Source organism: Chryseobacterium sp. SIMBA_038 (assembly GCF_046535115.1).
Lineage (GTDB): Bacteria > Bacteroidota > Bacteroidia > Flavobacteriales > Weeksellaceae > Chryseobacterium.
The window spans coordinates 90670-111028 of record NZ_JAWRXH010000008.1 but is presented as its reverse complement, the minus strand read 5'-3'; the positions used below and the strand labels follow the sequence as shown (position 1 = coordinate 111028).

General features: G+C 32.6%; 23 protein-coding genes. 8 read left to right on the top strand and 15 right to left on the bottom strand.

Features of this window, described 5'->3' with window-relative positions:
- Positions 1-711, bottom strand: a complete 711-nt coding sequence (locus SB689_RS19160) for a cell division ATP-binding protein FtsE (protein WP_066754755.1) — start codon at positions 709-711, stop codon at positions 1-3.
- 154 nt (positions 712-865) lie between these two features.
- Entirely contained in the window at positions 866-1024 is a 159-nt protein-coding gene (gene rpmH, locus SB689_RS19155; protein WP_054511485.1) for a 50S ribosomal protein L34, read from the bottom strand.
- Between the two features lie 226 nt (positions 1025-1250).
- Between rpmH and SB689_RS19150 the strand changes: the two genes are divergently transcribed.
- Positions 1251-2255 (top strand): DHH family phosphoesterase, encoded by a 1005-nt coding sequence (locus SB689_RS19150; RefSeq protein WP_410693688.1) that lies wholly within the window; start codon positions 1251-1253, stop codon positions 2253-2255.
- 152 nt (positions 2256-2407) lie between these two features.
- Here SB689_RS19150 and SB689_RS19145 read toward each other — a convergent pair whose 3' ends face one another.
- The 10 genes from SB689_RS19145 to tilS form a co-directional block, all read right to left on the bottom strand.
- The gene (locus tag SB689_RS19145) at positions 2408-3202 is read right to left on the bottom strand and encodes a patatin-like phospholipase family protein (RefSeq protein ID WP_410693687.1); all 795 of its coding nucleotides are present in this window, start codon (positions 3200-3202) and stop codon (positions 2408-2410) included.
- Between the two features lie 49 nt (positions 3203-3251).
- A complete protein-coding gene (locus SB689_RS19140) occupies positions 3252-4076 on the bottom strand; it encodes a hypothetical protein (protein ID WP_410693686.1) in 825 nt (274 codons plus the stop codon).
- A gap of 9 nt (positions 4077-4085) precedes the next feature.
- A complete protein-coding gene (locus tag SB689_RS19135) occupies positions 4086-4868 on the bottom strand; it encodes an alpha/beta fold hydrolase (RefSeq protein WP_410693685.1) in 783 nt (260 codons plus the stop codon).
- Between the two features lie 11 nt (positions 4869-4879).
- Positions 4880-5401, bottom strand: a complete 522-nt coding sequence (locus tag SB689_RS19130) for a hypothetical protein (protein WP_410693684.1) — start codon at positions 5399-5401, stop codon at positions 4880-4882.
- A 64-nt stretch (positions 5402-5465) separates the two neighbouring features.
- Positions 5466-5990: a biopolymer transporter ExbD gene (locus SB689_RS19125; protein WP_410693683.1), complete on the bottom strand. Its 525-nt coding sequence runs from the start codon at positions 5988-5990 to the stop codon at positions 5466-5468.
- A gap of 260 nt (positions 5991-6250) precedes the next feature.
- A complete protein-coding gene (locus tag SB689_RS19120; RefSeq protein ID WP_410693682.1) occupies positions 6251-8320 on the bottom strand; it encodes a cytochrome c biogenesis protein CcdA in 2070 nt (689 codons plus the stop codon).
- Between the two features lie 310 nt (positions 8321-8630).
- Positions 8631-9548 (bottom strand): hypothetical protein, encoded by a 918-nt coding sequence (locus SB689_RS19115; RefSeq protein WP_410693681.1) that lies wholly within the window; start codon positions 9546-9548, stop codon positions 8631-8633.
- A 17-nt stretch (positions 9549-9565) separates the two neighbouring features.
- Positions 9566-10525 carry a redoxin domain-containing protein gene (locus SB689_RS19110; RefSeq protein ID WP_410693680.1) on the bottom strand — a complete coding sequence of 320 codons (960 nt, stop codon included), beginning with the start codon at positions 10523-10525 and terminating at the stop codon, positions 9566-9568.
- 87 nt (positions 10526-10612) lie between these two features.
- The gene (locus SB689_RS19105; RefSeq protein ID WP_410693679.1) at positions 10613-11167 is read right to left on the bottom strand and encodes an RNA polymerase sigma factor; all 555 of its coding nucleotides are present in this window, start codon (positions 11165-11167) and stop codon (positions 10613-10615) included.
- Entirely contained in the window at positions 11140-12450 is a 1311-nt protein-coding gene (gene tilS / locus SB689_RS19100) for a tRNA lysidine(34) synthetase TilS (RefSeq protein ID WP_410693678.1), read from the bottom strand. The genes SB689_RS19105 and tilS overlap by 28 nt, the downstream gene beginning before the upstream one ends.
- A gap of 86 nt (positions 12451-12536) precedes the next feature.
- On the opposite strand from tilS, the gene SB689_RS19095 reads away from it, so the two are divergent.
- From SB689_RS19095 to SB689_RS19070, 6 genes are all read left to right on the top strand, one after another.
- A complete protein-coding gene (locus SB689_RS19095) occupies positions 12537-13370 on the top strand; it encodes an OmpA family protein (protein ID WP_410693677.1) in 834 nt (277 codons plus the stop codon).
- Between the two features lie 396 nt (positions 13371-13766).
- On the top strand, positions 13767-14414 hold the full coding sequence (locus SB689_RS19090) for an O-methyltransferase (protein WP_410693676.1): 648 nt from the start codon (positions 13767-13769) through the stop codon (positions 14412-14414).
- Positions 14415-14502: 88 nt separating this feature from the next.
- Entirely contained in the window at positions 14503-15222 is a 720-nt protein-coding gene (locus SB689_RS19085; RefSeq protein WP_410693675.1) for an NlpC/P60 family protein, read from the top strand.
- Between the two features lie 7 nt (positions 15223-15229).
- A complete protein-coding gene (locus tag SB689_RS19080) occupies positions 15230-15700 on the top strand; it encodes a DUF1648 domain-containing protein (protein WP_410693674.1) in 471 nt (156 codons plus the stop codon).
- A complete protein-coding gene (locus SB689_RS19075) occupies positions 15697-16035 on the top strand; it encodes a cupin domain-containing protein (RefSeq protein WP_410693673.1) in 339 nt (112 codons plus the stop codon). The genes SB689_RS19080 and SB689_RS19075 overlap by 4 nt, the downstream gene beginning before the upstream one ends.
- Before the next feature lie 11 nt (positions 16036-16046).
- On the top strand, positions 16047-17282 hold the full coding sequence (locus SB689_RS19070; RefSeq protein ID WP_410693760.1) for a 3-deoxy-D-manno-octulosonic acid transferase: 1236 nt from the start codon (positions 16047-16049) through the stop codon (positions 17280-17282).
- Here SB689_RS19070 and SB689_RS19065 read toward each other — a convergent pair.
- From SB689_RS19065 to SB689_RS19055, 3 genes are read right to left on the bottom strand one after another with little or no spacing between them, the layout of a single operon-like run.
- Positions 17274-17900, bottom strand: coding sequence for a deoxyuridine 5'-triphosphate nucleotidohydrolase (locus SB689_RS19065; RefSeq protein ID WP_410693672.1), 627 nt, complete (start codon positions 17898-17900; stop codon positions 17274-17276). The two genes, SB689_RS19070 and SB689_RS19065, sit on opposite strands and share 9 nt — an antisense overlap.
- A complete protein-coding gene (locus SB689_RS19060; RefSeq protein WP_410693671.1) occupies positions 17900-18658 on the bottom strand; it encodes a glycosyltransferase family 2 protein in 759 nt (252 codons plus the stop codon). Before SB689_RS19060 ends, SB689_RS19065 begins: the two co-directional genes overlap by 1 nt.
- A 48-nt stretch (positions 18659-18706) precedes the next feature.
- Positions 18707-19699 carry an acyltransferase family protein gene (locus SB689_RS19055; RefSeq protein WP_410693670.1) on the bottom strand — a complete coding sequence of 331 codons (993 nt, stop codon included), beginning with the start codon at positions 19697-19699 and terminating at the stop codon, positions 18707-18709.
- A gap of 181 nt (positions 19700-19880) precedes the next feature.
- On the opposite strand from SB689_RS19055, the gene SB689_RS19050 reads away from it, so the two are divergent.
- The gene (locus SB689_RS19050) at positions 19881-20354 is read left to right on the top strand and encodes a lipocalin family protein (protein ID WP_410693669.1); all 474 of its coding nucleotides are present in this window, start codon (positions 19881-19883) and stop codon (positions 20352-20354) included.
- Positions 20355-20359: the final 5 nt, after the last annotated feature.

Sequence of the window (20359 nt, the reverse complement as noted above, 5' to 3'; positions counted from 1 at the left end):
TTATTCAAATAATTCTGCTGTATCCAGCACAGAAACTTTCCCATCCTCACATCTGATCGCTTCTCCAGGGAAATTTTGAATCATGTGATAATCATGCGTTGCCATTACCACGGCAGCTCCGTTTTCTAAAGCAACCTGTTTTAGCAAGGTCATAATTTCATTAGAAGTTTCCGGATCAAGATTTCCTGTTGGCTCATCGGCTAAGATAAGGTCTGGGTGATTTAATAAAGCTCTTGCAATCGCCACACGCTGTTGTTCTCCACCGGAAAGTTCGTGAGGCATTTTATGCTTTTTACTTTTCATGTTTACGCTTCCAAGAACCTCGTTGATACGGTCTTCCATTTTTGTTTTATCGCTCCATCCGGTAGCTTCAAGAACGAATTTCAGGTTTTTCTCAACAGTTCTGTCAGAAAGCAATTGGAAATCCTGGAAAACAATTCCTAATTTTCTTCTAAGGTTAGGAATGTCGGAAGTTCTCATTTTTGCGAGATCAAAACCAACAACAGCTCCATGTCCGGACGCTAACGGAATATGCCCGTAAAGTGTCTTTAATAATGAGCTTTTCCCTGAACCCGTTTTTCCGATAAGATAACAGAATCTGCCTTTTTTGATGTTAAGATTCACATCAGAAAGAACAGTGAAGTTTTTTTGCGCAATTTTCGCGTGTTGTAAACTTATAATACTATCTCCGGCAATATTTGTATGTGGCATAATTCAAATTTAAGAGGCTATTTCTAAAATATTTTTTCAGATCTTAAAAATAGAAAAAAGAAACCTAAAGAAACTAAATTTTAGTAAATTTTAACAACAAAAAATGCCTGAAAAAGTTCTTTTCAAGCATTTTTGTATATTGTAATTTAAGATATTATCTCTTAGCTCTTGCAGAACTTACAGATAGACTCTTTCTACCTTTAGCTCTTCTTGCTGCCAAAACTCTTCTACCGTTAGGCGTTGACATTCTTTCTCTGAAACCGTGTTTGTTTCTTTTTTTTCTCTCCGATGGTTGGAATGTTCTTTTACTCATTACTATATATTTAAGTCGTAATTAATATTAATTTTTCAGGTTGCAAAGATATAGATTTTTTTATAAGTTCCAAACTTAACGACTCTTTTTTTAGAAAATATTGAATCTTTTTTCATCGTTAATTTTATCATGCCCATGAATAAATGACTTGCACAGTGTTTAAAAATAATGAGTAATGATTTATTTAAAAGCTCTATCTTTGAAGACTCAAATTTAAAGAAAATAAATGTTTACACCAATAGAACTTTTAGAAATTAATGCACTTCTTATTCCTGAAAACAAAATAGTTATTCTTACACACTATAATCCGGATGGAGATGCTATTGGTTCTAGTTTGGGCTTAAAGCATTATTTGCATGCAAAAGGAATCAATGCGGAAGTGGTTGTACCCAACGATTTTCCTAAGTTTTTGAAATGGATGCCCGAAGCAAGAAAAAACATTGTTGCCGAATACAAAAGAAAGGTAGCTTTTGATATTATTAATGAAGCAGATGTTATTTTCTGTCTTGATTTTAATTCTCCTGCGAGAATCGGAATTTTAGGCGATTGGTTGGTAAAAGCCAGAGCTAAAAAAATTCTTATCGATCATCATCAGCAGCCTGAAGAATTTGATTATGTATATTCTGATACGATAATTCCTGCAACGTGTCAAATGATTTATCACTTCATTGAAGCGATGAATGACGAGCATTTGGTGAATAAAGATATTGCAGAATGTCTTTACACAGGAATTATGACGGATACGGGAGGTTTCCGTTTTCGTTCTACGAGCGCAGCAACGCATAGAATTATTGCTAATTTAATTGAAAAAGGTGCGGATCCATCTATTATAACTTCCAACACTTGGGATACCAATACGGTTTCACGTCTTCATTTATTGGCTTTGATTTTAGGAAGAATCGAAGTGGTGAACGACGGTAAAGTGGCTGTTTTATATTTAACAAGAAAAGAACTTCAGGAATATGGTTTCCAAAAAGGCGATACCGAAGGTTTTGTGAATTATGGACTGAGCATTGTTGGTGTAAGAATGTCTGCGTTTTTCATGGAAGATTTGTATGATGATTTCATTAAAATATCTTTCAGAAGTAAAGATGATGTAGATGTGAATCAATTCTCAAGAAAATATTTCAGTGGAGGAGGGCATATCAATGCAGCAGGTGGAAAATCTAATGCTTCTTTAGCAGATACACTTGAAAATTTTAAAGCTAAAATTGCAGAGGAAAATTTATAATTGAGTGAAATAGGTTGATTAGATTGTAGTTGTCATTCAGAACGAAATGAAGTGGAGTGAAGAATCTTTTTTTATAAGAGATTGCTTCGTCGCTGTCGCTCCTCGCAATGACCCTAAAATACGACAACACTCAAACGCTCCAACCCTCTCACTCAAGAAACTCGACTGTGTCCTTTGTCTTCAAGTTCTTTACAAGTATATTCGTAAACTTCTTGAAACATGACGTCAAGATTTTTTTTAGTGAATAAACTGAACTTCGTCATTTTCGGAGGATCGAGAAAAATATCGCATGATGTTGCTTTAGAGTAAACAGATTTTGCGATGGCTAAATGTAAAATTCGGTCAAATTCTTTCATTAAACTCATTTTATCGAGACTGTCATAACTAATTGAATTCACATGGGAAGCAATTAAAAAATCACATTTATCAATGATTGGTTCAATGGGAAGATTGTCGAGAACGCCGCCATCAATATATATTTTCTCACCCACTCTTACGGGCGGAAGTACAAAAGGAACGCTTGATGAAGCTAAAAGAGGAGTGAAAAGTTCGCCTTCCGAAAAGAAATCGACAATTCCGTGGGTCATTTCTGTAGCTGCAACATAGACGGGGATTTTCAGGATTTTAAAATCGTCTTCAGGGAAATAATCTTTTAATAATTTTAAAATAAAGTTTGAACTAAAAATACCGTTTTTGGAAAGTCTTAAATATGATCTTGAAAAAAATGTCGTGTGTTTTACAATTTCCATCATTTCGTCCGGAGATTTTCCGAAAGAATAGAACGCTGCGATGATAGATCCAGCGCTTGTTCCGGAGATAATCTGTGGTTTCAAATTGTATTCTTCCAAAGCTTTCAGAACCGCGATATGAGCGATTCCGCGCATTCCTCCACCCGAAAGTGTCAGGCCGATGATTGGTTTCTTTTTTTTGGAAGAGAATAGACTCATTGAAAAATTTAATCTTTACTAATATACGGGAATTTTTGGTAAAAGAATATTAAGGTTCGTCGCAATCGGAATCGATTTTTATGAAAAGATCTTCAAATTGTTTGTTCATTTTTTCATCATGCGGAATACTGTTGATATTACCATTCGTGCAGTTTCCCCAACCAAAAGTTATTAAATCAATGATGGCATAATCTTTTTTATCAGCAGAATTCAGATGTTCTTCAAATTCGTTTAAAATTCTTTGTGGATCGCCATTTTTTTTGCTCATATTTTCACGAAGTTTTCTCCATTCTTCAATCATTTGAGCGTCGTTTGAATTTAAAGATTTTATAAAATTCTCGCAACCTTTTGAAAGTTTAGCATTCAACAAAACGGAAGGATCGGAAAAAGCCTGAATTTCAGTTTTTCGAAACTCATATTCCTCCATCAATTCTTGAATTCTATTCTTTTTCACATTTTCCCAATAAGGAACCTTTACTATTTTTAAATTTTCTAAAGTTTTCTTTTTCTCAAGAAAATCTTGATTAAGTTTAGATAAAATTTGATCTTTATCTTTTCTTACTTCATCAAGACCTTTTAGATTAAAAACAGAAGGTGTGTTGAGCAATATGCCGCCCATTTGAAACCAAAGTGTGTGAGTTCCTTCAAGCTCTTCTTTGGTGTATTTATTTTCGTCAAAATATCCTTTATTTTCGCATAATTCAGTTTGGAAATTAAAAATTCCCGACTTGCTTTGTTCAGTTTTTAAAGTGTCTTTCGATGTGTTTTCCGTAACGGCAACCGAATCTTTTAGATTGTTCTTATCTAAAGATTGCGTCTCTTTTTTACAACTGAAAAATGAAAAAAAGACAATTGAAAGGATGAAAATTCTCATAAATAATTTTTAGAAAACTAAATTTTTCGGCATATTGTGAAGAAGTTCTGTATTGATGATTTCAGCACAGATCGCTGGCTTTTCCCAGTGTCCGTTGTGTCCACAATCAAGAATGTAAGATTTGAGATTGGTTCTTTCAGGAAGATTTTTAATGGTTTTATCGGTTTTTACAGCATTGTCGTGCTTTCCTGCTATTACCAAAATTTTAGCTTCAAGATTTTCCAGCACATGTTTTTTATCGGTTCTTTCAACCATACCTTTTACAGAGGCTAAAGCTCCTAAATTGTTTGTTGAAAGGGCAACCCTTAAAGCTGTTTCAATTTTTCCTTCCAGAATATCTCTTTCGTTTGGATTGAATAAATTTGGAATTCCGGCTCTTGCATAATGCGAAAAAGCGTCTTTAATAATTCTATAGCTTTTTATACGCTGTTCTTTCTTTTCTTCGTCATCCGGAAAATAGGTTGAGAAAAATAAGGTTAAACTTTTCAGTGTTTCAGGATATTTTTCAGCAAAAGCCAGTGAAATATAACCTCCCATGGAATGTCCTAATAAGTGAACTTTTTCTAATTTCTGATCATCTAAAACTTTTTTCACTTCATCAGCCATAAAATCAATGGTGTGAATTTCTCCATAAATTTCAGATTTTCCGTGGCCGGGAAGATCAATTTTTAATAATGAAAAATTTTCAGACAAATGAGGTTCCATATCGCTCCAAATAGAACTGTTTTCCATGAAGCCATGAAGTAATACCAATGTCTCTTTTCCGTTTCCTTTTTTCTCGAAGTGCAGCATGATTTCAAATATTAAAAGTGAATATCGATATAATCTACAAATCCCGAACCGTTTACCATATCCTGAAGTCTCCAGGTTTTTCCTCCGTCTTTGGACATGAATGTTTTTGTCCCTTTTCTGGTGTAAGGTTTTCCGTTGTTGTCTGATGAAATACTTTGAGTGATTTCTCCTGTAAAATTCAGATGTTTAGGAGAGACTACAACAGCTGATCCTTTAATGGTTACGGAATTTTCTCCGGATTTTATACTTCCTGAAACATCGTAATCATCCCTGCCCATTTTTTTGAAGTTTACAGAACCTGTTTTTGTAGAAGAATTCTGACTTTGATAAGTGAATTTATGATCTCCGCTAAAATCTTTGAAATTATTTTCGCTGTTTTTAGCTTTAATGCTGTCATTTATTTTTGTTCGGGCAGCATTAATAGAATCAACGATTTTTGTACTGTCTGACTGATTTGGAGTAGATTGTGCGTCTTTTTTTGAACATGAAACAACTAAAGTTGTAATAGCAATTGCGGTTATTAGGTCTTTCATCAATATTTAAAATTATAGTCTCAAAATTAAATAAAAAAGAGCATTTTAAAAATGCCCTTTCGTATTATTTTGTTAATTCCTCGTAAACTTTCTTTTCCCAAGGTTTTATGTCCGTGATTCCGTATCGTTCTTTTTTAGAAATTGCGATGTTATCTAAAACGTCTACGAAATTTTTGTAATTAGCATCATCAGTAGGTTTTACAATTACTGTGAAATTTGCCTTATTTGGGGCATTGTTATATGCTTCAGAAATGATTTTTGAGATTTTTACTCCACTAAAATCAGTTTCTTTTAGATTGCTTTTATTTAATTCGTTAGCATTACTTTGATGATAAAAAACTCGATTATCTTTCCCCAAAACAAATGTTACTTGATTTAAGTTATCAATGTAAGGGATATCAATTGGATGTGGATTCGGACTTTTTGCAGGCAATCCCAGATCCATCACATTAGGTTTTGTAAAGTTGGTGGTAAACATGAAAAAGGTAATTAATAAAAACCCTAAATCTACCATTGGAGTCATGTCAACTCTGATTAATTTTTTCTTTTGCTTGCCGCCTTGTTTTTCTTGTGCAATTACTTCAGCCATAATTAATATTTTTTAATGTTAAACAGTTTGTGATAAAGAGTGAATAATTGTTCTTTATTTGAAAGATTCAATACAAAGTTTATACCTAAAATTAGAAAATGTTATAAATTTTCTAAAATCAATTGTTATTTAACATTAAAAAACCTCATGAGTTTTTAATTTCATAAGGTTTTAGGATATTTTAAGTGATTGTATTTGATTGTTTAAAATAAAAAAACTCACACTTTTCAGTATGAGTTTTAAATAATATTTTGAATTTTTTATTTATTCTTTTTGTAATAATTAACACCGCATTCCAAGAATTTTTTGAAATCTTCTTTCGGCATATACCCTGAAACAGGAGAATTAATTACTTTTCCGTCCGGAGTAATCAAAACATAATGTGGTTGAGAGTTATTATTAAAATTAACTTGTTGGAATAAACTCCATCTGTCACCAATCGTTTTTACTTTTTTTACCTGTCCTTCACCAAGATCAATTTTAGTTTTTTGATCTTCAGGAAGTTCTTCTTTATCATCAACATATAATGAAGCAAGAACGATGTCATTTTGAAGAATCGGTAAAATATCCGGTTCGCTCCAAACGAATTCTTCCATTTTTCTACAGTTTTCGCAACCGTAACCTGTGAAGTCAATTAGAACAGGTTTGTCTTCTTTTTTGGCCAATTCAATAGCTTTGAAGAAATCATGCTCAGGATGCATTCCTAGAATTCCGTCTTTTTCGTCGTGGAAATAACTTACGTTCAAGGGAGGTAAAATTCCGCTTAGTAATTGTAATTTCGGACGATCTGATGGCATCAATCCTTGAATCATATAAATTACGAAACCAATTCCCAATACTCCTAAAACTTTTCTGGCAATAGAAATTTTCGGTTTTTTATCGTCGTGTGGAAATGTTATTAATCCGAATAGATACAACGTTAATCCAATTCCGATAACGATCCAGATCACGATGAAAAGTTCTCTTTTTAATAAGAAAGTTTTAGAAACTAAATCTGCTTTTGATAAGAATTTCAATGCTAAAGCCAGTTCTATAAATCCTAAAACTACTTTCACAGTATTCATCCATCCTCCCGATTTTGGAAGACTTTGTAATGCTTGCGGGAATAAAGCCAGCAATCCGAAAATAATTGCCCAAGCTAAACCAAACCCTGTTAAAGCCAAAGTTAAAAGCGTTGGAATATGTGATGAACCCGATAAAGATCCTCCCAATAAACTCCCTAAAATAGGACCTGTACAAGAGAAAGATACAATCACCAAAGTTAAAGCCATGAAGAAAATACCGATGATTCCACCAGCTTCTTCTGCTTTTGAAGATTTGTTTGCGATTGAACTTGGTAACGAGATGTCATAGTATCCGAAGAAACTTCCTGCGAAGAAAATAAATACAATGAAGAAAACGATATTCAGCCAAATGCTTGTTGAGATTTCGTTGAAAACATTTCCTGCAATTCCATCAATTAAATGAAAAGGAACACTTAATAAAACAAAAATAAGAAGAATGAAAAATCCGTAGATCAATGCATCTCTTTTCCCTTTTGCCTTATTTTTATTCCCTTTTGTAAAGAACGAAACCGTTAACGGAATCATTGGGAAAACGCACGGAGTCAACAATGCAATCAATCCTCCGATAAATCCTAGGAATAAATAAGTCCAATAATTTTCGCTGTCTTTAACGGCTGCTGTTCCGCAATCTGTCAAAGGTTTTTGGAAATCAATAGACTCAATTTTTAATTGTTTTGGATCTAATTTTGAAACTCCAGCAATTACCGCTGTTTCTGTTTTTACAGGATTTTGTACTGCAGTTTCTACTGTTTTAACAGAATCTTTTGGAGTTTCTGATTTTTCAGTAATAGCTTCTGCCGTTACACCTTTTGGTGTTATTTTTTGAGTGAATTCCAGCGTATTTGGAGCCAGACAAACTCGGTCGTCACAAGTCTGATAAGTAATTTCTGCAACTACATCACCAGGTTTTGTTCCGTCTTTTAATTTAAATTTTTGCTTGAAACCTGCAGAATTGGAGTAGAAAATAATTTTCCCGCCAAAAGCTTCAGAAAATTCTTCATGTTTTTTGCCTGTTTCGGTAAATTTTCCAATCAGTTTAATATTTTTTCCGGAAACTTTATATTCTGTCGGAATTCCCGTGTCTTCAGGAATATCTTTAGAATAGATATGCCAACCGCTTTCCATTGTTGCATTCAACACGGCTTCATATTGGTTGTCTCCCAGTTCGTTAACCGTAAGTTTAAATTTTACAGGATTTTTGATTTGTGCATTAATTCCTGTCGCTAAAAACAACAGAATCAATAAAAACCAGTTTTTAAATTTCATTTTACTTTAATTAAAAATTTTGAGAATATTTTTTTGCTTTCTCATCCCTTGCATGTGTCTGTCTTGTCTGGAAGAATAATTTTTTTCTCAAAAAACACTCCTTCCAGGCAATGCTCAAATTTTGCTTGGCTAAAATAGCTAATTTTTCGTCCCTAAAAAAACGAACAAACCGTCTTTTTTGTTTTAAAAAATCTATTAGCCAAAAGATATTTGGTATTGTTTTGCTTTAATTACCATAGAAGACAGATTCTTTTAGATTATAATTTTAGATAATAGTTATATTGATTTTCTCGATAATTTCAATAAGACGTTAAAATTTGAAGCTATATTCCAAATTAGCGATAAAACTTCTCGTTAATCCATCAGGTCTTATATCCCGGACTAAAAATGGAACTCCCACGTTAAGTTGCAGGGCACTGGTTTCATTTAGTTTATAATCTAAAAATAGATTTCCATTCATTGTTAAACCTTCAGAGCCTTCAATTTGTTGTTGAGAGCCACCTGAATTCGTGAATTTATCCTTAGAAAGATGATAAATATTTAATAAACTAGGCGTTAATTGAAATCGATCAGTAATTTTTATCGGATAAGACGCTCTCAGTAAAACGTCACCGCTTCGTTTAAAATCTTTCGTGGTCTGAAAATCTCTCCAAACAGAATTTATTGGATGATTTTCAGCAATAAACTGATTTTTATTCTGTGTCAAAGGCTGTTGTAAAGCTGCAACTAACTGTAGTTTTTTAATCTGATACCCAATTCCAACAATAAGATCTAAAGTTCCCAAGCTGGATTGATAATCCATCGGCAAAGCATTTCCATTTTTGAATGTATTTCCATTGGTCAGCGGAATTTTCGTGCCTAAAGTAAGCGTAAAGTTTTTATCTAAATGATAATTAGTGTTTAAATAAATATCAGATAATCCAAAAGCGCTTACATTATTTCCTGTTTGCAAAAGCGAAGTTGCTTTAGCGCTAATTCCAAATTTAGAATTAATTTGTAGGTTATATTCCAAATATTGACTGTAAGCAGAAACCGAATGATCTGCTTTTCCATAAGAAAATCCAATTTTTAATTGATTTTTCTGTACGAATATAGAATCATTCGTATGCTGAGGTTTTAAACTGTTCACGGTACAAAATCCCGCGTCACTACAGCCTTGTGCATGTAAAAATGCCGAGGGAAGAATCGCCAGAAATAAATATAAACAGTATGAATATGGCTTTTTCATCTTGTGTTTTTTTGATTTTATAATTGCTTCAAAATATCTTCTCCCGAAGCTCTTTCCTTATAATCAGGATTAAAATGTCTCCACGAGATTACCTTATTTTCATCCAAAATATAGGTTGCAGAAACAGGAAGTCTTCCTGAGTTATCCGATCTGCTTGTCGCAAAACCGTCTACTTTTGAGGTGTAAATATCCAAAGTTTTACTATCGGGCGTGTAGAGAACGTCAAAAGCTTCTGCAATTTTGTAGCCTTCATCATATAAAACAGTGTAATTGGTTTTTGTTTTTTCCAATGTCTTTTCGATGAATTCTGGTTTTTCCGGAGAAATAATAACTAATCTTGCGTTTTTTGCTTTTAATTCAGGAGCTAGATTTTGCAGTGATTCAATATGTTTGTTGCAGTACGGGCACCATTGTCCGCGGATGAAAACCAAAACCAATTTTTCCTTTTCTTTTGCTGATGAAAATGTCTTTCCTAAATGATCTTTTGCCGAAAAATCTGCAATTTTATCTCCAACCATTTTTCCTTTCACCATATCTAGTGTTTTAGGAGTCATGTTTGATGAAACTTTACTTAAAACTGAAGCTCCAACCGTAGAAAACTGCTCTGCATTATAATATCCAAAATCATATTGAACCAATTTTCCCGTCGCGTCTAAAAATAAGAATGATGGAAAATTCACGATTTTAAACTCTTTTGCCAACGCCACACCTTCTTTCTCTGCATCTATCGCAAGGTTTACAAAGTTTTTGTTGAATAATTCTCCAACTTTAGGATCGGTGAAAGTGTTTTTTTGCATCAATTTACAAGGCCCGCACCAGGTTGTGTAGATGTCTATGAAAATAAGCTTGTTTTCTTTTTTTGCGATTTGTTTTGCCGCTTCAAGATCAATGCTTTGAAAATTGATCCCCTTCTTACTTTGTGCATTAGCGGAAATTCCGATCAATAAGCACAGACTTAATACAATTGTTTTAAACATAATATTGATATTTAATAATAAGTTCCAAAAACAAAAAAAAATCACCCGGCTTTTGGATGATTTTTTATAATTGACTGTATTTCAGTGCTAAAGATTATCATTATTTTTTATTTTTCGAATTTGTTCAACACATTTATGCTTCTGATTTTGTGCATTATGCTTGCTGGAATATTGATATTTTGTTTGAATTTCTTCAATACTCTTATTTTTCATAAAAATATCCTGAATTAAATTCTTGCAGTGGGAGGAAATAGAATTGATGTAATCATGAAGTTTATCCAAATAATCTCGCTCATTTTCAATTGCAGTATTAATTTCTTCCTGATTGTTAGCATAATAATTTTCTGGAATCTCTGTTAGAAATTCTTTATTTCTGAGCTTTTTCAGCCATAAATTCTTAGAAATTCCTGAAACATAATTGGCTAGACAAGTATAAGCTTGGAAATTATCGGCATATAATTTCTCGTATAAAATAATCAGCGCATCCTGAAAAATGTCTTCTGCATCTTCCAGATTTCCCCTGTTATTAAGAACGAATTTTTTAGTATAAACAAAGTATTTTTGATATAAAATGGCGAAAGCTACATTGCTGTTCTTTTTAAAATCTTCTATTGCTAGAGTATTTGTTGTTTTTCTGTCCATTTTATTTTTAATATTTTCTTGGTGTGCTTATCGGCAGAAAATCTTCCGTCTTGTCGATAAGGTAATATTCCTAAAATCTGATCGTTAGAATCGCATAATAACCAAATGTTTTCCTTTTCGAAAATAGATAATTTTTCGTCTCGCAGGAATTTAGAAACTTTCTTTTTTCCTTTCATTCCGATCGGGAAGAATAAATCACCTTCTTTCTTTTTTCTTAAATTTAAAGGAAAGCTTATTTTTTCCATATCTAAAAGCCATTCTAATGAAATCTTGAATTCTATACTTTCTGGTAGAATTATTTCCTGATTTTCATTGATATTTAAGATAATTTCTTCTGGCTTTTCATTCAGAATATCCGAATTTTGGCTTGAAAAAATCAATTCATTCCGATCGATTTTTAATTGATAATCTTTTGAGAAAAAAGAGCTTCCGTTTTCAGCTTTAAAAATTTTCGAAATTTCTTCTTCTTGGTTAAAACCATACTTTTTTAAAATCTCAAACTTTACAAAATCACTTTCCTGATTGAGCTTCTCTTTGGATAAGATTTTATGATATTTGTTAAATACCGAAAGCTTATTTTCTATATCTTTAATTTGATTCTGGACAAAATCTTTGGTCTGATTTAAATAAGAAGAACTTTTTTTGAAGTTTTCCAGAAAATTTTCGTTCGTTTCCATGAGTTTGGGAACAATCTCGTTTCTTATTTTATTTCTTAAATAATCACTTTTTTTATTGGATAGATCTTCACGAAATTCAATATTATTTTCTTTTGCAAACTCGTAAATATCTTCTTTTGAAAATTGCAGAAGCGGACGAAGAATATTATTATCATTCGATGGAATTCCGCTCAAACCATTAATTCCAGAAGCTTTTGACAAATTAATGATAAACGTTTCCAATTGGTCATTCAAATGATGAGCCGTTACTACAAACTCCAAATTTTCCTGTTGCTGAATTTTTTTAAAGAAATTATAACGCAATTCTCTCGCCCAAAGCTGAATAGAATTTTCAGGTTTGTGATCTTTCTCAGAAACTTTATACAAATGATACAGAATGTGATTTTTCTCACAAAAATCCTGAACCACTTTTTGATCAAGATCAGAATCTTCTCCACGAAGTTTATAGTTAATGTGCGCAATCTGAAATTTGCAACCCGAATCATGAAACAGAGATGCTAAAACCATAGAATCGGCACCGCCACTCACTGCCAATAAATAGGAATGATTTTCAGGTGATTCAATGAGATTTTTTAATTGATTTTTAAAACTTAAATAGTCCAACATCTGTGTTGAGAATTTCTTTTATACAAAGATAAACCATTAATTAAAATGAATTTTCCTAAATTTGATTCGTCTAAAAAAGATTATTTATGAAGATTATTAAAATTCTAGCAGTTTCTGCGATGGCGTTGGGGATGACATCTTGTATCAGCAAAAAGCAATACGATGCTCTAAGTTCAAACTACAAGCAATGTATTGAAAACATTGGCGAAAGACAAAGAGAGATCCAGGATCTGAAGTCTCAAAATTCTGCATTATCAGGAGAGAATAATTTACTAAAAAGTCAGCATGATGCTTTAAAATCATCATTGGATGCTTGTTTGTCTAATACAGGTAAAAGTTCTGCAAATATTGATAAGTTAGTAGGAGAAATCAACGCTTCAAACTCTTATATCAAGCAGTTGATTTCTAATAATGCTAAAAACGACAGTTTAAATTTAGCTTTATCAAACAAACTGAAAAGATCTTTGGATAACGTAACAGACGATGATGTTCAGGTAAAAGTATTGAAAGGAGTTGTAATGATTTCGCTTTCAGATAAAATGCTATATAAAGTTGGTGACTACAATGTATTGCCTGCAGCTCAGGAAGTATTAGGAAAAGTTGCTAAAGTGATTAATGATTATGATAAATATTCAGTATTGATCGAAGGTAACACAGATAATTCTCCTTTAAGCTCTCCAAACTTACCAAGAGACAACTGGGATCTTTCTGCTTTGAGAGGTACATCGGTTGCTAAAGTTTTACAGTCTCAATTCGGGGTTGATCCTGCAAGAATTACAGCAGGTGGACGTTCTGAGTACAATCCTAAAGCGACAAACATGAGCGTTTCTGGAAGAGGTGAAAACAGAAGAACGGAGATCATCATTATGCCTAAGCTTGATGAATTCATGAAGTTGATGGATATTACTCCTAAGAAATAAGAATTTCAAATTCAACGATAAAAAATAACTCCCGGAGAAATCCGGGAGTTATTTTTTTTAATCAAATTAATTCTTCTTTTTTCAATAACGAAATAATTCTTTGAAAAAATGAATTGGATATTTCAGGTTTAGTTTTTTTTAAGGAAGAATCCGCCTTGCCCAAAGGCATTGCGGTCTTCTGATTCTTCGTGTTAATTAGTTTTCCCCCTACATTCATTTTATTTTTTCTTAGTGTTTTTACCCGTCTTTGCAAAGATAGAGGAATAGCCATTTGAAAACATCCGTATTTTTACGGTAATTCGCATGGGGTTTTCCCTGTTTTTCGGAGAATCTTTGTTTCAAAATTTATTCTTTTTCCTTATATTTAGTTAAATTTGACTCACAAAAATTGTAAGAATGAGCTTTTTTGAAGAAAAGAATGCTGAAATGGACAGGTATCTGGAGACACACGCATCTTCCGAGCCTGAAATTCTGAAAAAACTGAGAAGAGAAACCTTCCAGAAAACGACACAGCCTCACATGATTTCGGGTTATCAGCAAGGGAGACTTTTAACGATGATCTCTCAGATGATGCAGCCTAAAAATGTTCTTGAAATCGGAACTTTTACGGGATATGCTACTTTATGTTTAACAACGGGCTTAGCAAAAGACGGAAAAATAACAACTTTGGATGTAAATGAAGATCTTGCTTATTTACCCAGAAAATATTTTCAGGAAAGTGAATATTCTAATCAGATTAATTTTAAACTTCAGGACGCAAAAGAATTTTTAAGGGAAACTGATGAGGTTTTCGATCTTGTTTTCATTGATGCTGATAAAGAAAATTACGCTGAATATTTTAGATTAATTAAACCCAGAACAAAATCGGGTTCAGTAGTTTTGTTTGATAATGTTCTTTGGTACGGGAAAGTTTTGGAAGAAAATCCGAAGCAGAAATCAACCCAAGTTATTAAGGAATTAAATGATTTGATCGCAAAAGATGATGATTTTGAAAATCTTATTTTACCTTTGCGTGACGGAGTAAATTTCCTGAGAAGGAAATAATTAAAAGAGTAAAGAATTCTGAGATTTAGAAATGAGAAAACAGATAATTTTCTTAATTCCTAAATTTCTTAATCTCTAAATTTAAAAGATGGATAAAGGAATTTGTAATGTTACAGTAGCACCGGTGCGCGCAGAAAATTCTGACAAAGCAGAAATTGTTACGGAAATATTGTTTGGAGAAAGCGCAGATATTTTGGAAGTGAATAAAAACTGGACCAAGATAAAAATGCATTATGACGGCTATGAAGGATGGATGGATACCAAACAGATAAAACCTGTAACAGACGAAGATTTGGCCAATAGAAAAGTTACGGTGGTCACGGAAGATTTTTCTTCTGTGCTTACAAACGATGGCAGAACTTTGCTTTCAATGGGCTCTGAAGTAGAATTTCAGACGGTAGCTTCTAGAAGAAGTCATGATCTCCGTGAAAGTGTTGCGCTGACGGCAAAAGAATTCCTTAATGTGCCTTATTTATGGGGTGGCAAAAGCTTTTTTGCAGTAGACTGCTCCGGTTTTACACAATTAGTGTATAAAGTTCATAATATTAAGCTGCCAAGAGATACTTACCAACAGGCGGAAGTGGGAGAGGCGCTAACTTTTGTTGAAGAAAGTCAGCTTGGCGATCTTGCTTTTTTTGAAAATCCTGAGGGAAAAATTATTCATGTCGGGATTATGCTTGATAACCAGAAAATCATTCATGCTTCCGGTAAAGTGAGAATTGATACGCTGGATTCTACAGGTATTTTCAATAAAGAACTGAATAAACATACGCATAAATTAAGAGTAATTAAAAGTATTCTTAAATAGATAAAACATGATAGAAGAAGTAATTTTTACAAGTTTTGATATTCTCAATTTTGTATTGATTGCTTTTTTGTGGTGGTTTACGATAAAGAATTATAAAACGCTGCCAAAGAAAATTCCTGTTCATTTTGATGTTGAAGGGAAGGCTGATAATTTTGGAAATAAGGCTTTTACTTTTTTTACGCCTGTTTTAGCTTTGATGTTTTATGTTCTGTTTATTTTTATATCTAAACATCCTGAAACTGCAAATTTTCCTGTAGAAATCACAGAAACAAATAAAAATTCACAGTTTTTCATCATGAATTTTTTTCTGAGATGGCTGCTTATGTTAATCGTATTGATTTTTCTAAACAGTCAGGATTATACATTCAGATATTCATCCGATGAAAAAGCTAAACCGAAAGTTCCGATGGCTACAGCTATTTTTTCTGTTATTGGAAGTTTAATTGCTGTTTTCATTTTTACATCGATATTCAAATGATACAATCAAAAGAGAATTCCGAACATTATATTTGGGGAAACAACTGCGATAGTTGGGTGTTGAGAGATTCTCAAAATCTATCTGTTAAGCAAGAAAAAATGCCGGCGAATACTTCCGAGAAACTCCACTTTCATGAGAATGCCGACCAATTCTTTTACATATTAAAAGGGGAAGCTGTGTTCTATGTTAATAATGAAAAATTTTTGGTGAAATCGGGAGAAAGTATCTCCATTTTACCAAAATCAAAACATTATATTTCAAATGAATTTCAGGAAGATCTGGAATTTTTGGTGATTTCTAATCCAACAACAAATAATGATAGAATTGAAATTTAAAAATAATTATGATGGCTTTTCTATATAATTTATTCATCAATCTTCTCATTTTCGGAATGAAGGTTTTTTCGTTGTTTAATGATAAAACTAAAAAAGGCGTTGAAGGAAGAAAACAATCGTTACATATCATCAAATCCAAGCTCTCACAATCAGATAAGGTAATCTGGATGCATGCTGCAAGTTTGGGCGAATATGAGCAGGGTTTGCCTGTTTTAGAAGAATTAAAAGAACAGTTTCCGACACATAAAATTCTCGTGACTTTTTTCTCGCCATCAGGGTATGAAAATGTGATTAAAAAGAAACATATTGCTGATGTAATTTGCTATTTACCTTTCGATAAAAAATCTATGGTAAAAGAATTTGTTTCTCAATTTCAGACTGAACTATTTTTTACGGTGAAATATGATTATTGGTATAATCTTTTGGCTGAATTAAAAGCTCAAGGCGCAAAAACGTATGTTATTTCTGCTTTGTTTTATGAAAATCAATCTTTCTTTACATCTTATGGAAAGTGGTTTGTAAAGCAATTACAAAACAATATCGATTGGTTTTTTCATCAGACAGAAATGTCCTTCGCTCTTGCTAAAAGCGTAGGTTTAAATAATTCTTCAATTGCCGGAGATACAAGATTTGATCGCGTAAAACAATTGCGGGAAAGAGATAATCATGTAAAATTTATCAAAGAATTTATTGAGGATAAAAAAACGATTGTGTTCGGAAGTTCTTGGAGTTCGGAAGAAAAGATCGCAGAAATTATTTTTAAAACTAATTCTGATATTAAGATGATTATTGCTCCTCACGATTTGAAAAGAGTGCAAAATTTAAAACAAATTTTTCCTGATGCTTTATTGTACAGTGAAATTTCAGATCAATCATCATTTATCGATCATCATTTATTAATTATAGACAGCATCGGATTATTGTCAAAACTCTATTCTTACGCTGATATTGCCGTTGTAGGAGGTGGTTTCCATGATGCTGGATTACATAATATTTTAGAAGCAGCAACTTTCGGTGTTCCTGTGATTTTTGGAAATCATTACAGAAAAAATCCTGAAGCAGATGATTTGATCAAAGCTAATGGTGGAAAATCTTTTGAAGAAGAAAATGTAGCGGCAGATTTCGTCTTATTTCTTATGAACAGTGATAATGAGGAAGTATTAAATGAAATGTCTGCAAATGCAAAAAAATTCGTTGATGAAAAACCTAATTCAACAGAAATTATCCTCAAGAAAATTTTATCTTAAAAATCCCTGACTTTTTATTTCTTTCATGATCTGATCTAAATTTTCGGGAATATTTTCACATTTTAGCCAATTTAGATCTAAACTATTATTGATACAAAGCTTTTGCAGATACGTATTGCTATTGATTTTTTTATGTAGATCAGCTAGAAGTTCATCAAATTCCATCCAGTAATCTTCATCTAATTTTTTTACTAAAATTAATGCTCTGAAAATTTTATTGATGATATAAAGATACAGTTTGTAAACATTGTCAAACCTTTGTCTGCCAAGATCTTCGTTGTTTTCTAAAATTTCATTGATCAATAATATATGAAGAGAAACTTCTCCGAATTTATCGGTGGTAATTTTAATATGCTCCGTTATTTCTGCACTGATTTTTCGGATAATGGTCTGGAAATATTTTTGATTTCCGATGTATTTTGAAGCCAAAAGAACTTTTTCCTTCACATTTTCTTCCATGGCATCTCGTTTGTCGTCGGTCGTTTCAGTATCGATCAATTCGAAATACAGTTTTTTAGACAAAAGTTTATCCTTTTTCAATAATCTGAAAATAAGACGGTCTTTTTCTACAGGAGAGAAATTGCTTAATGCGGCTTTAAATTCTTTTGAATACTCCATTAATTAAAGATTTTAGAATACTTTAAAAATCCGTTCAACGCCCAGTTTGCCGTGTAATACAACGATTTTACAGTAGAAAATCCCATGAAATCTTTATATACCAAATATTGATCTTTAATAATGTTTTGCTTCTTTCTGGAAACGCTGTTTTCGCGCATTCTGTATTTTGCCAACGTCTTTTTTACGGGATAACCTTTTGGGATTTCTTTTAATAAATTCAGCCACATTACATGATCTTCACGTTTGCTTTTTATTGGGAAGAAAAATTTTCCGACTCTTTTTGTATCATAAACTGTTGAAACCGGAGCCAATCTGCAGGTTTTCAATAAGTTTGAAAAAGTTACAATCTTATCAGCAAGAAAATCCTTTAAAATAGGCTCCATTGTATGCTCATCACACCTTGAATAGTTGCAGTAAACGAGTTCTACTTTATTTTCCTGCATATAATTGGTCATTGTTTCTAAGTATTCGGGATACCACAAATCATCAGAGTCTAGAAAGGCGATATATCTTCCCTGAGCCCTTTCAAGACTATTGTTTCGGGCATTTCCAGCACCACCATTTTTTTCTAAAGCTACCAGTTTTATTCTCGGATCATTGTGTTTTCTGATGATTTCTACGGTATTGTCTTTAGAAAGATCGTCCGTGATCAGCCATTCCCAGTTTTCATAGGTTTGGTTGAGGACAGATTGTATCGTTTCTTCTATAAATTCTGCAGAATTATAGCAGGGAGTGATGATGGAAACAAGGTCTTTCATTTGTGCAAATATAAATAGATTTAAAGTCTTATGAGGGAATATTAATAATTATAAAAATCGTTTTTCATACAAATGCCACGAGCTTACGCCGACACCTACTACAACCAGCATACAAATAAATGCCATGAAATAAGGATTGTAATTCGCAAATAAACCTAAAGTAGCAAATACTCGGATGATAGGGAAGTGGAAGATGTAAATTCCATACGTGAAATCTCCGTATTTTCCGAAATTATTTAAAAATTTAAAAGAATAGGCAACGTAAAGAACGATGATGCTTATCATGATAGGTGAGAATAATTTAATTTTAAAAATTAAATCAATCCAAACCGTTAGAATCGCGATGATGAAAAGGATATTTTTATGTTTAATGAATTTTTCAAAATTAAAATAAACCAGCATTCCGCCAATGAAATAACATAATGCTCCCGGAATTTGTCTTGAAATTTCTACTTTTCCTGTCATTTCAAAATAATTGAGATAAATCAATGAAAGAAAATAAAATACTACTAAACTGATGTTTCTATATTTATTATCCTTTCCAAAAAACAAGAAAAGAACCGGAACTAAAAAGTAAAAACACATTTCAATTTTTAAAGTCCAAAGTGCTCCGTTTATCGCTCCGTTCCCGAAAACTCCGGGAAGATTGGGCGCCATGAAATTCATAAATACAGAATTCCAAAGAAAATATTTAAGTGTTTGTGGACTGCTGAAATATTCTGAAAAAGAAAAGGTACTTACCAAACTTAATAATATAGTGCATAAAACCACGACTAACAAATAGGCGGGAACAATTCTGTTCAATCTCTTTTTGACGTATTTTTTTAAGGTACTTGTTCTTTCATAGCTTCGCGCGATCAAAAAACCACTGACGATGAAAAATGCGAAAACACCAACTTCTACAGGGCTGTGCTTTAGGAATTCAAGAGTAGGGGATGCACTTAGATAGCCTAAATGCCCAATGAAAACAATAAAAGCGAGGAGAACACGGATGAAGTCAAAATTATTTTTCGCGATGTCTTGCATTTGTTTTTTTTGCAAAAATAACTTTTTTAATAAATATATGGGACTCTTCGATAGTTCAATATTTGTTAAATAGTGGTAATATTGCAGCTATAAGCCGTAATAATTTTAGAAATATAGGTTTTTGAAATAATTTTTCACAAAAAACTATTAAATAATTCAAAAAAATTATAATTTTAGCGCTTGAAAAATTTGATACATGAAGAAATTAGCATTACTATTTGCAGGTTTATCATTATTCGTAGCTACGGGATGTAATAATGATGACGATACTCCGGTTGAAGCTCCTCTTGTGGGTGTTTGGCAGCCATTAAAAGAAGTCATCACTACTATAGAAACGGGAGAACAGCCTATTTCAGATCTTATTACGTATACCGACTGTCAGAAAGAATCCAGATGGAGGTTTAATACTGAGGTAGTAGGTAAAAGAACTGAATGGAATGATACTGCTACACCAGGGCAGTGTGCTATTTCATCAGATCGTAATTTCAATTATACGTACGACAAAAGCGAAAAAACGATCCAGATAAAATATCAGGGAACAGTAGAACCATCTAACGGGAAAGTAATTACCCTTAATGAAACTACGCTGAACCTCTCAATAAGAGAAGAAACTTCGGATCCTACCGTTTATAAGACCAGAACCTATACTTTTAAGAGAATTCCTCAATAATTAAA

What these genes read in the sequence shown, in the direction of transcription:
- SB689_RS19105 (WP_410693679.1), bottom strand. Translation starts at nt 11,167, where the DNA reads ATGGACAGAAAAACAACAAATACTCTAGCAATAGAAGATTTTAAAAAG.
- rpmH (WP_054511485.1), bottom strand. Translation starts at nt 1,024, where the DNA reads ATGAGTAAAAGAACATTCCAACCATCGGAGAGAAAAAAAAGAAACAAA.
- SB689_RS19135 (WP_410693685.1), bottom strand. Translation starts at nt 4,868, where the DNA reads ATGCTGCACTTCGAGAAAAAAGGAAACGGAAAAGAGACATTGGTATTA.
- SB689_RS19080 (WP_410693674.1), top strand. Translation starts at nt 15,230, where the DNA reads ATGATAGAAGAAGTAATTTTTACAAGTTTTGATATTCTCAATTTTGTA.
- SB689_RS19095 (WP_410693677.1), top strand. Translation starts at nt 12,537, where the DNA reads ATGAAGATTATTAAAATTCTAGCAGTTTCTGCGATGGCGTTGGGGATG.
- SB689_RS19060 (WP_410693671.1), bottom strand. Translation starts at nt 18,658, where the DNA reads ATGAAAGACCTTGTTTCCATCATCACTCCCTGCTATAATTCTGCAGAA.
- SB689_RS19140 (WP_410693686.1), bottom strand. Translation starts at nt 4,076, where the DNA reads ATGAGAATTTTCATCCTTTCAATTGTCTTTTTTTCATTTTTCAGTTGT.
- SB689_RS19150 (WP_410693688.1), top strand. Translation starts at nt 1,251, where the DNA reads ATGTTTACACCAATAGAACTTTTAGAAATTAATGCACTTCTTATTCCT.
- SB689_RS19130 (WP_410693684.1), bottom strand. Translation starts at nt 5,401, where the DNA reads ATGAAAGACCTAATAACCGCAATTGCTATTACAACTTTAGTTGTTTCA.
- SB689_RS19065 (WP_410693672.1), bottom strand. Translation starts at nt 17,900, where the DNA reads ATGGAGTATTCAAAAGAATTTAAAGCCGCATTAAGCAATTTCTCTCCT.
- SB689_RS19050 (WP_410693669.1), top strand. Translation starts at nt 19,881, where the DNA reads ATGAAGAAATTAGCATTACTATTTGCAGGTTTATCATTATTCGTAGCT.
- SB689_RS19125 (WP_410693683.1), bottom strand. Translation starts at nt 5,990, where the DNA reads ATGGCTGAAGTAATTGCACAAGAAAAACAAGGCGGCAAGCAAAAGAAA.
- SB689_RS19075 (WP_410693673.1), top strand. Translation starts at nt 15,697, where the DNA reads ATGATACAATCAAAAGAGAATTCCGAACATTATATTTGGGGAAACAAC.
- SB689_RS19160 (WP_066754755.1), bottom strand. Translation starts at nt 711, where the DNA reads ATGCCACATACAAATATTGCCGGAGATAGTATTATAAGTTTACAACAC.
- tilS (WP_410693678.1), bottom strand. Translation starts at nt 12,450, where the DNA reads ATGTTGGACTATTTAAGTTTTAAAAATCAATTAAAAAATCTCATTGAA.
- SB689_RS19090 (WP_410693676.1), top strand. Translation starts at nt 13,767, where the DNA reads ATGAGCTTTTTTGAAGAAAAGAATGCTGAAATGGACAGGTATCTGGAG.
- SB689_RS19070 (WP_410693760.1), top strand. Translation starts at nt 16,047, where the DNA reads ATGGCTTTTCTATATAATTTATTCATCAATCTTCTCATTTTCGGAATG.
- SB689_RS19110 (WP_410693680.1), bottom strand. Translation starts at nt 10,525, where the DNA reads ATGTTTAAAACAATTGTATTAAGTCTGTGCTTATTGATCGGAATTTCC.
- SB689_RS19145 (WP_410693687.1), bottom strand. Translation starts at nt 3,202, where the DNA reads ATGAGTCTATTCTCTTCCAAAAAAAAGAAACCAATCATCGGCCTGACA.
- SB689_RS19085 (WP_410693675.1), top strand. Translation starts at nt 14,503, where the DNA reads ATGGATAAAGGAATTTGTAATGTTACAGTAGCACCGGTGCGCGCAGAA.
- SB689_RS19120 (WP_410693682.1), bottom strand. Translation starts at nt 8,320, where the DNA reads ATGAAATTTAAAAACTGGTTTTTATTGATTCTGTTGTTTTTAGCGACA.
- SB689_RS19115 (WP_410693681.1), bottom strand. Translation starts at nt 9,548, where the DNA reads ATGAAAAAGCCATATTCATACTGTTTATATTTATTTCTGGCGATTCTT.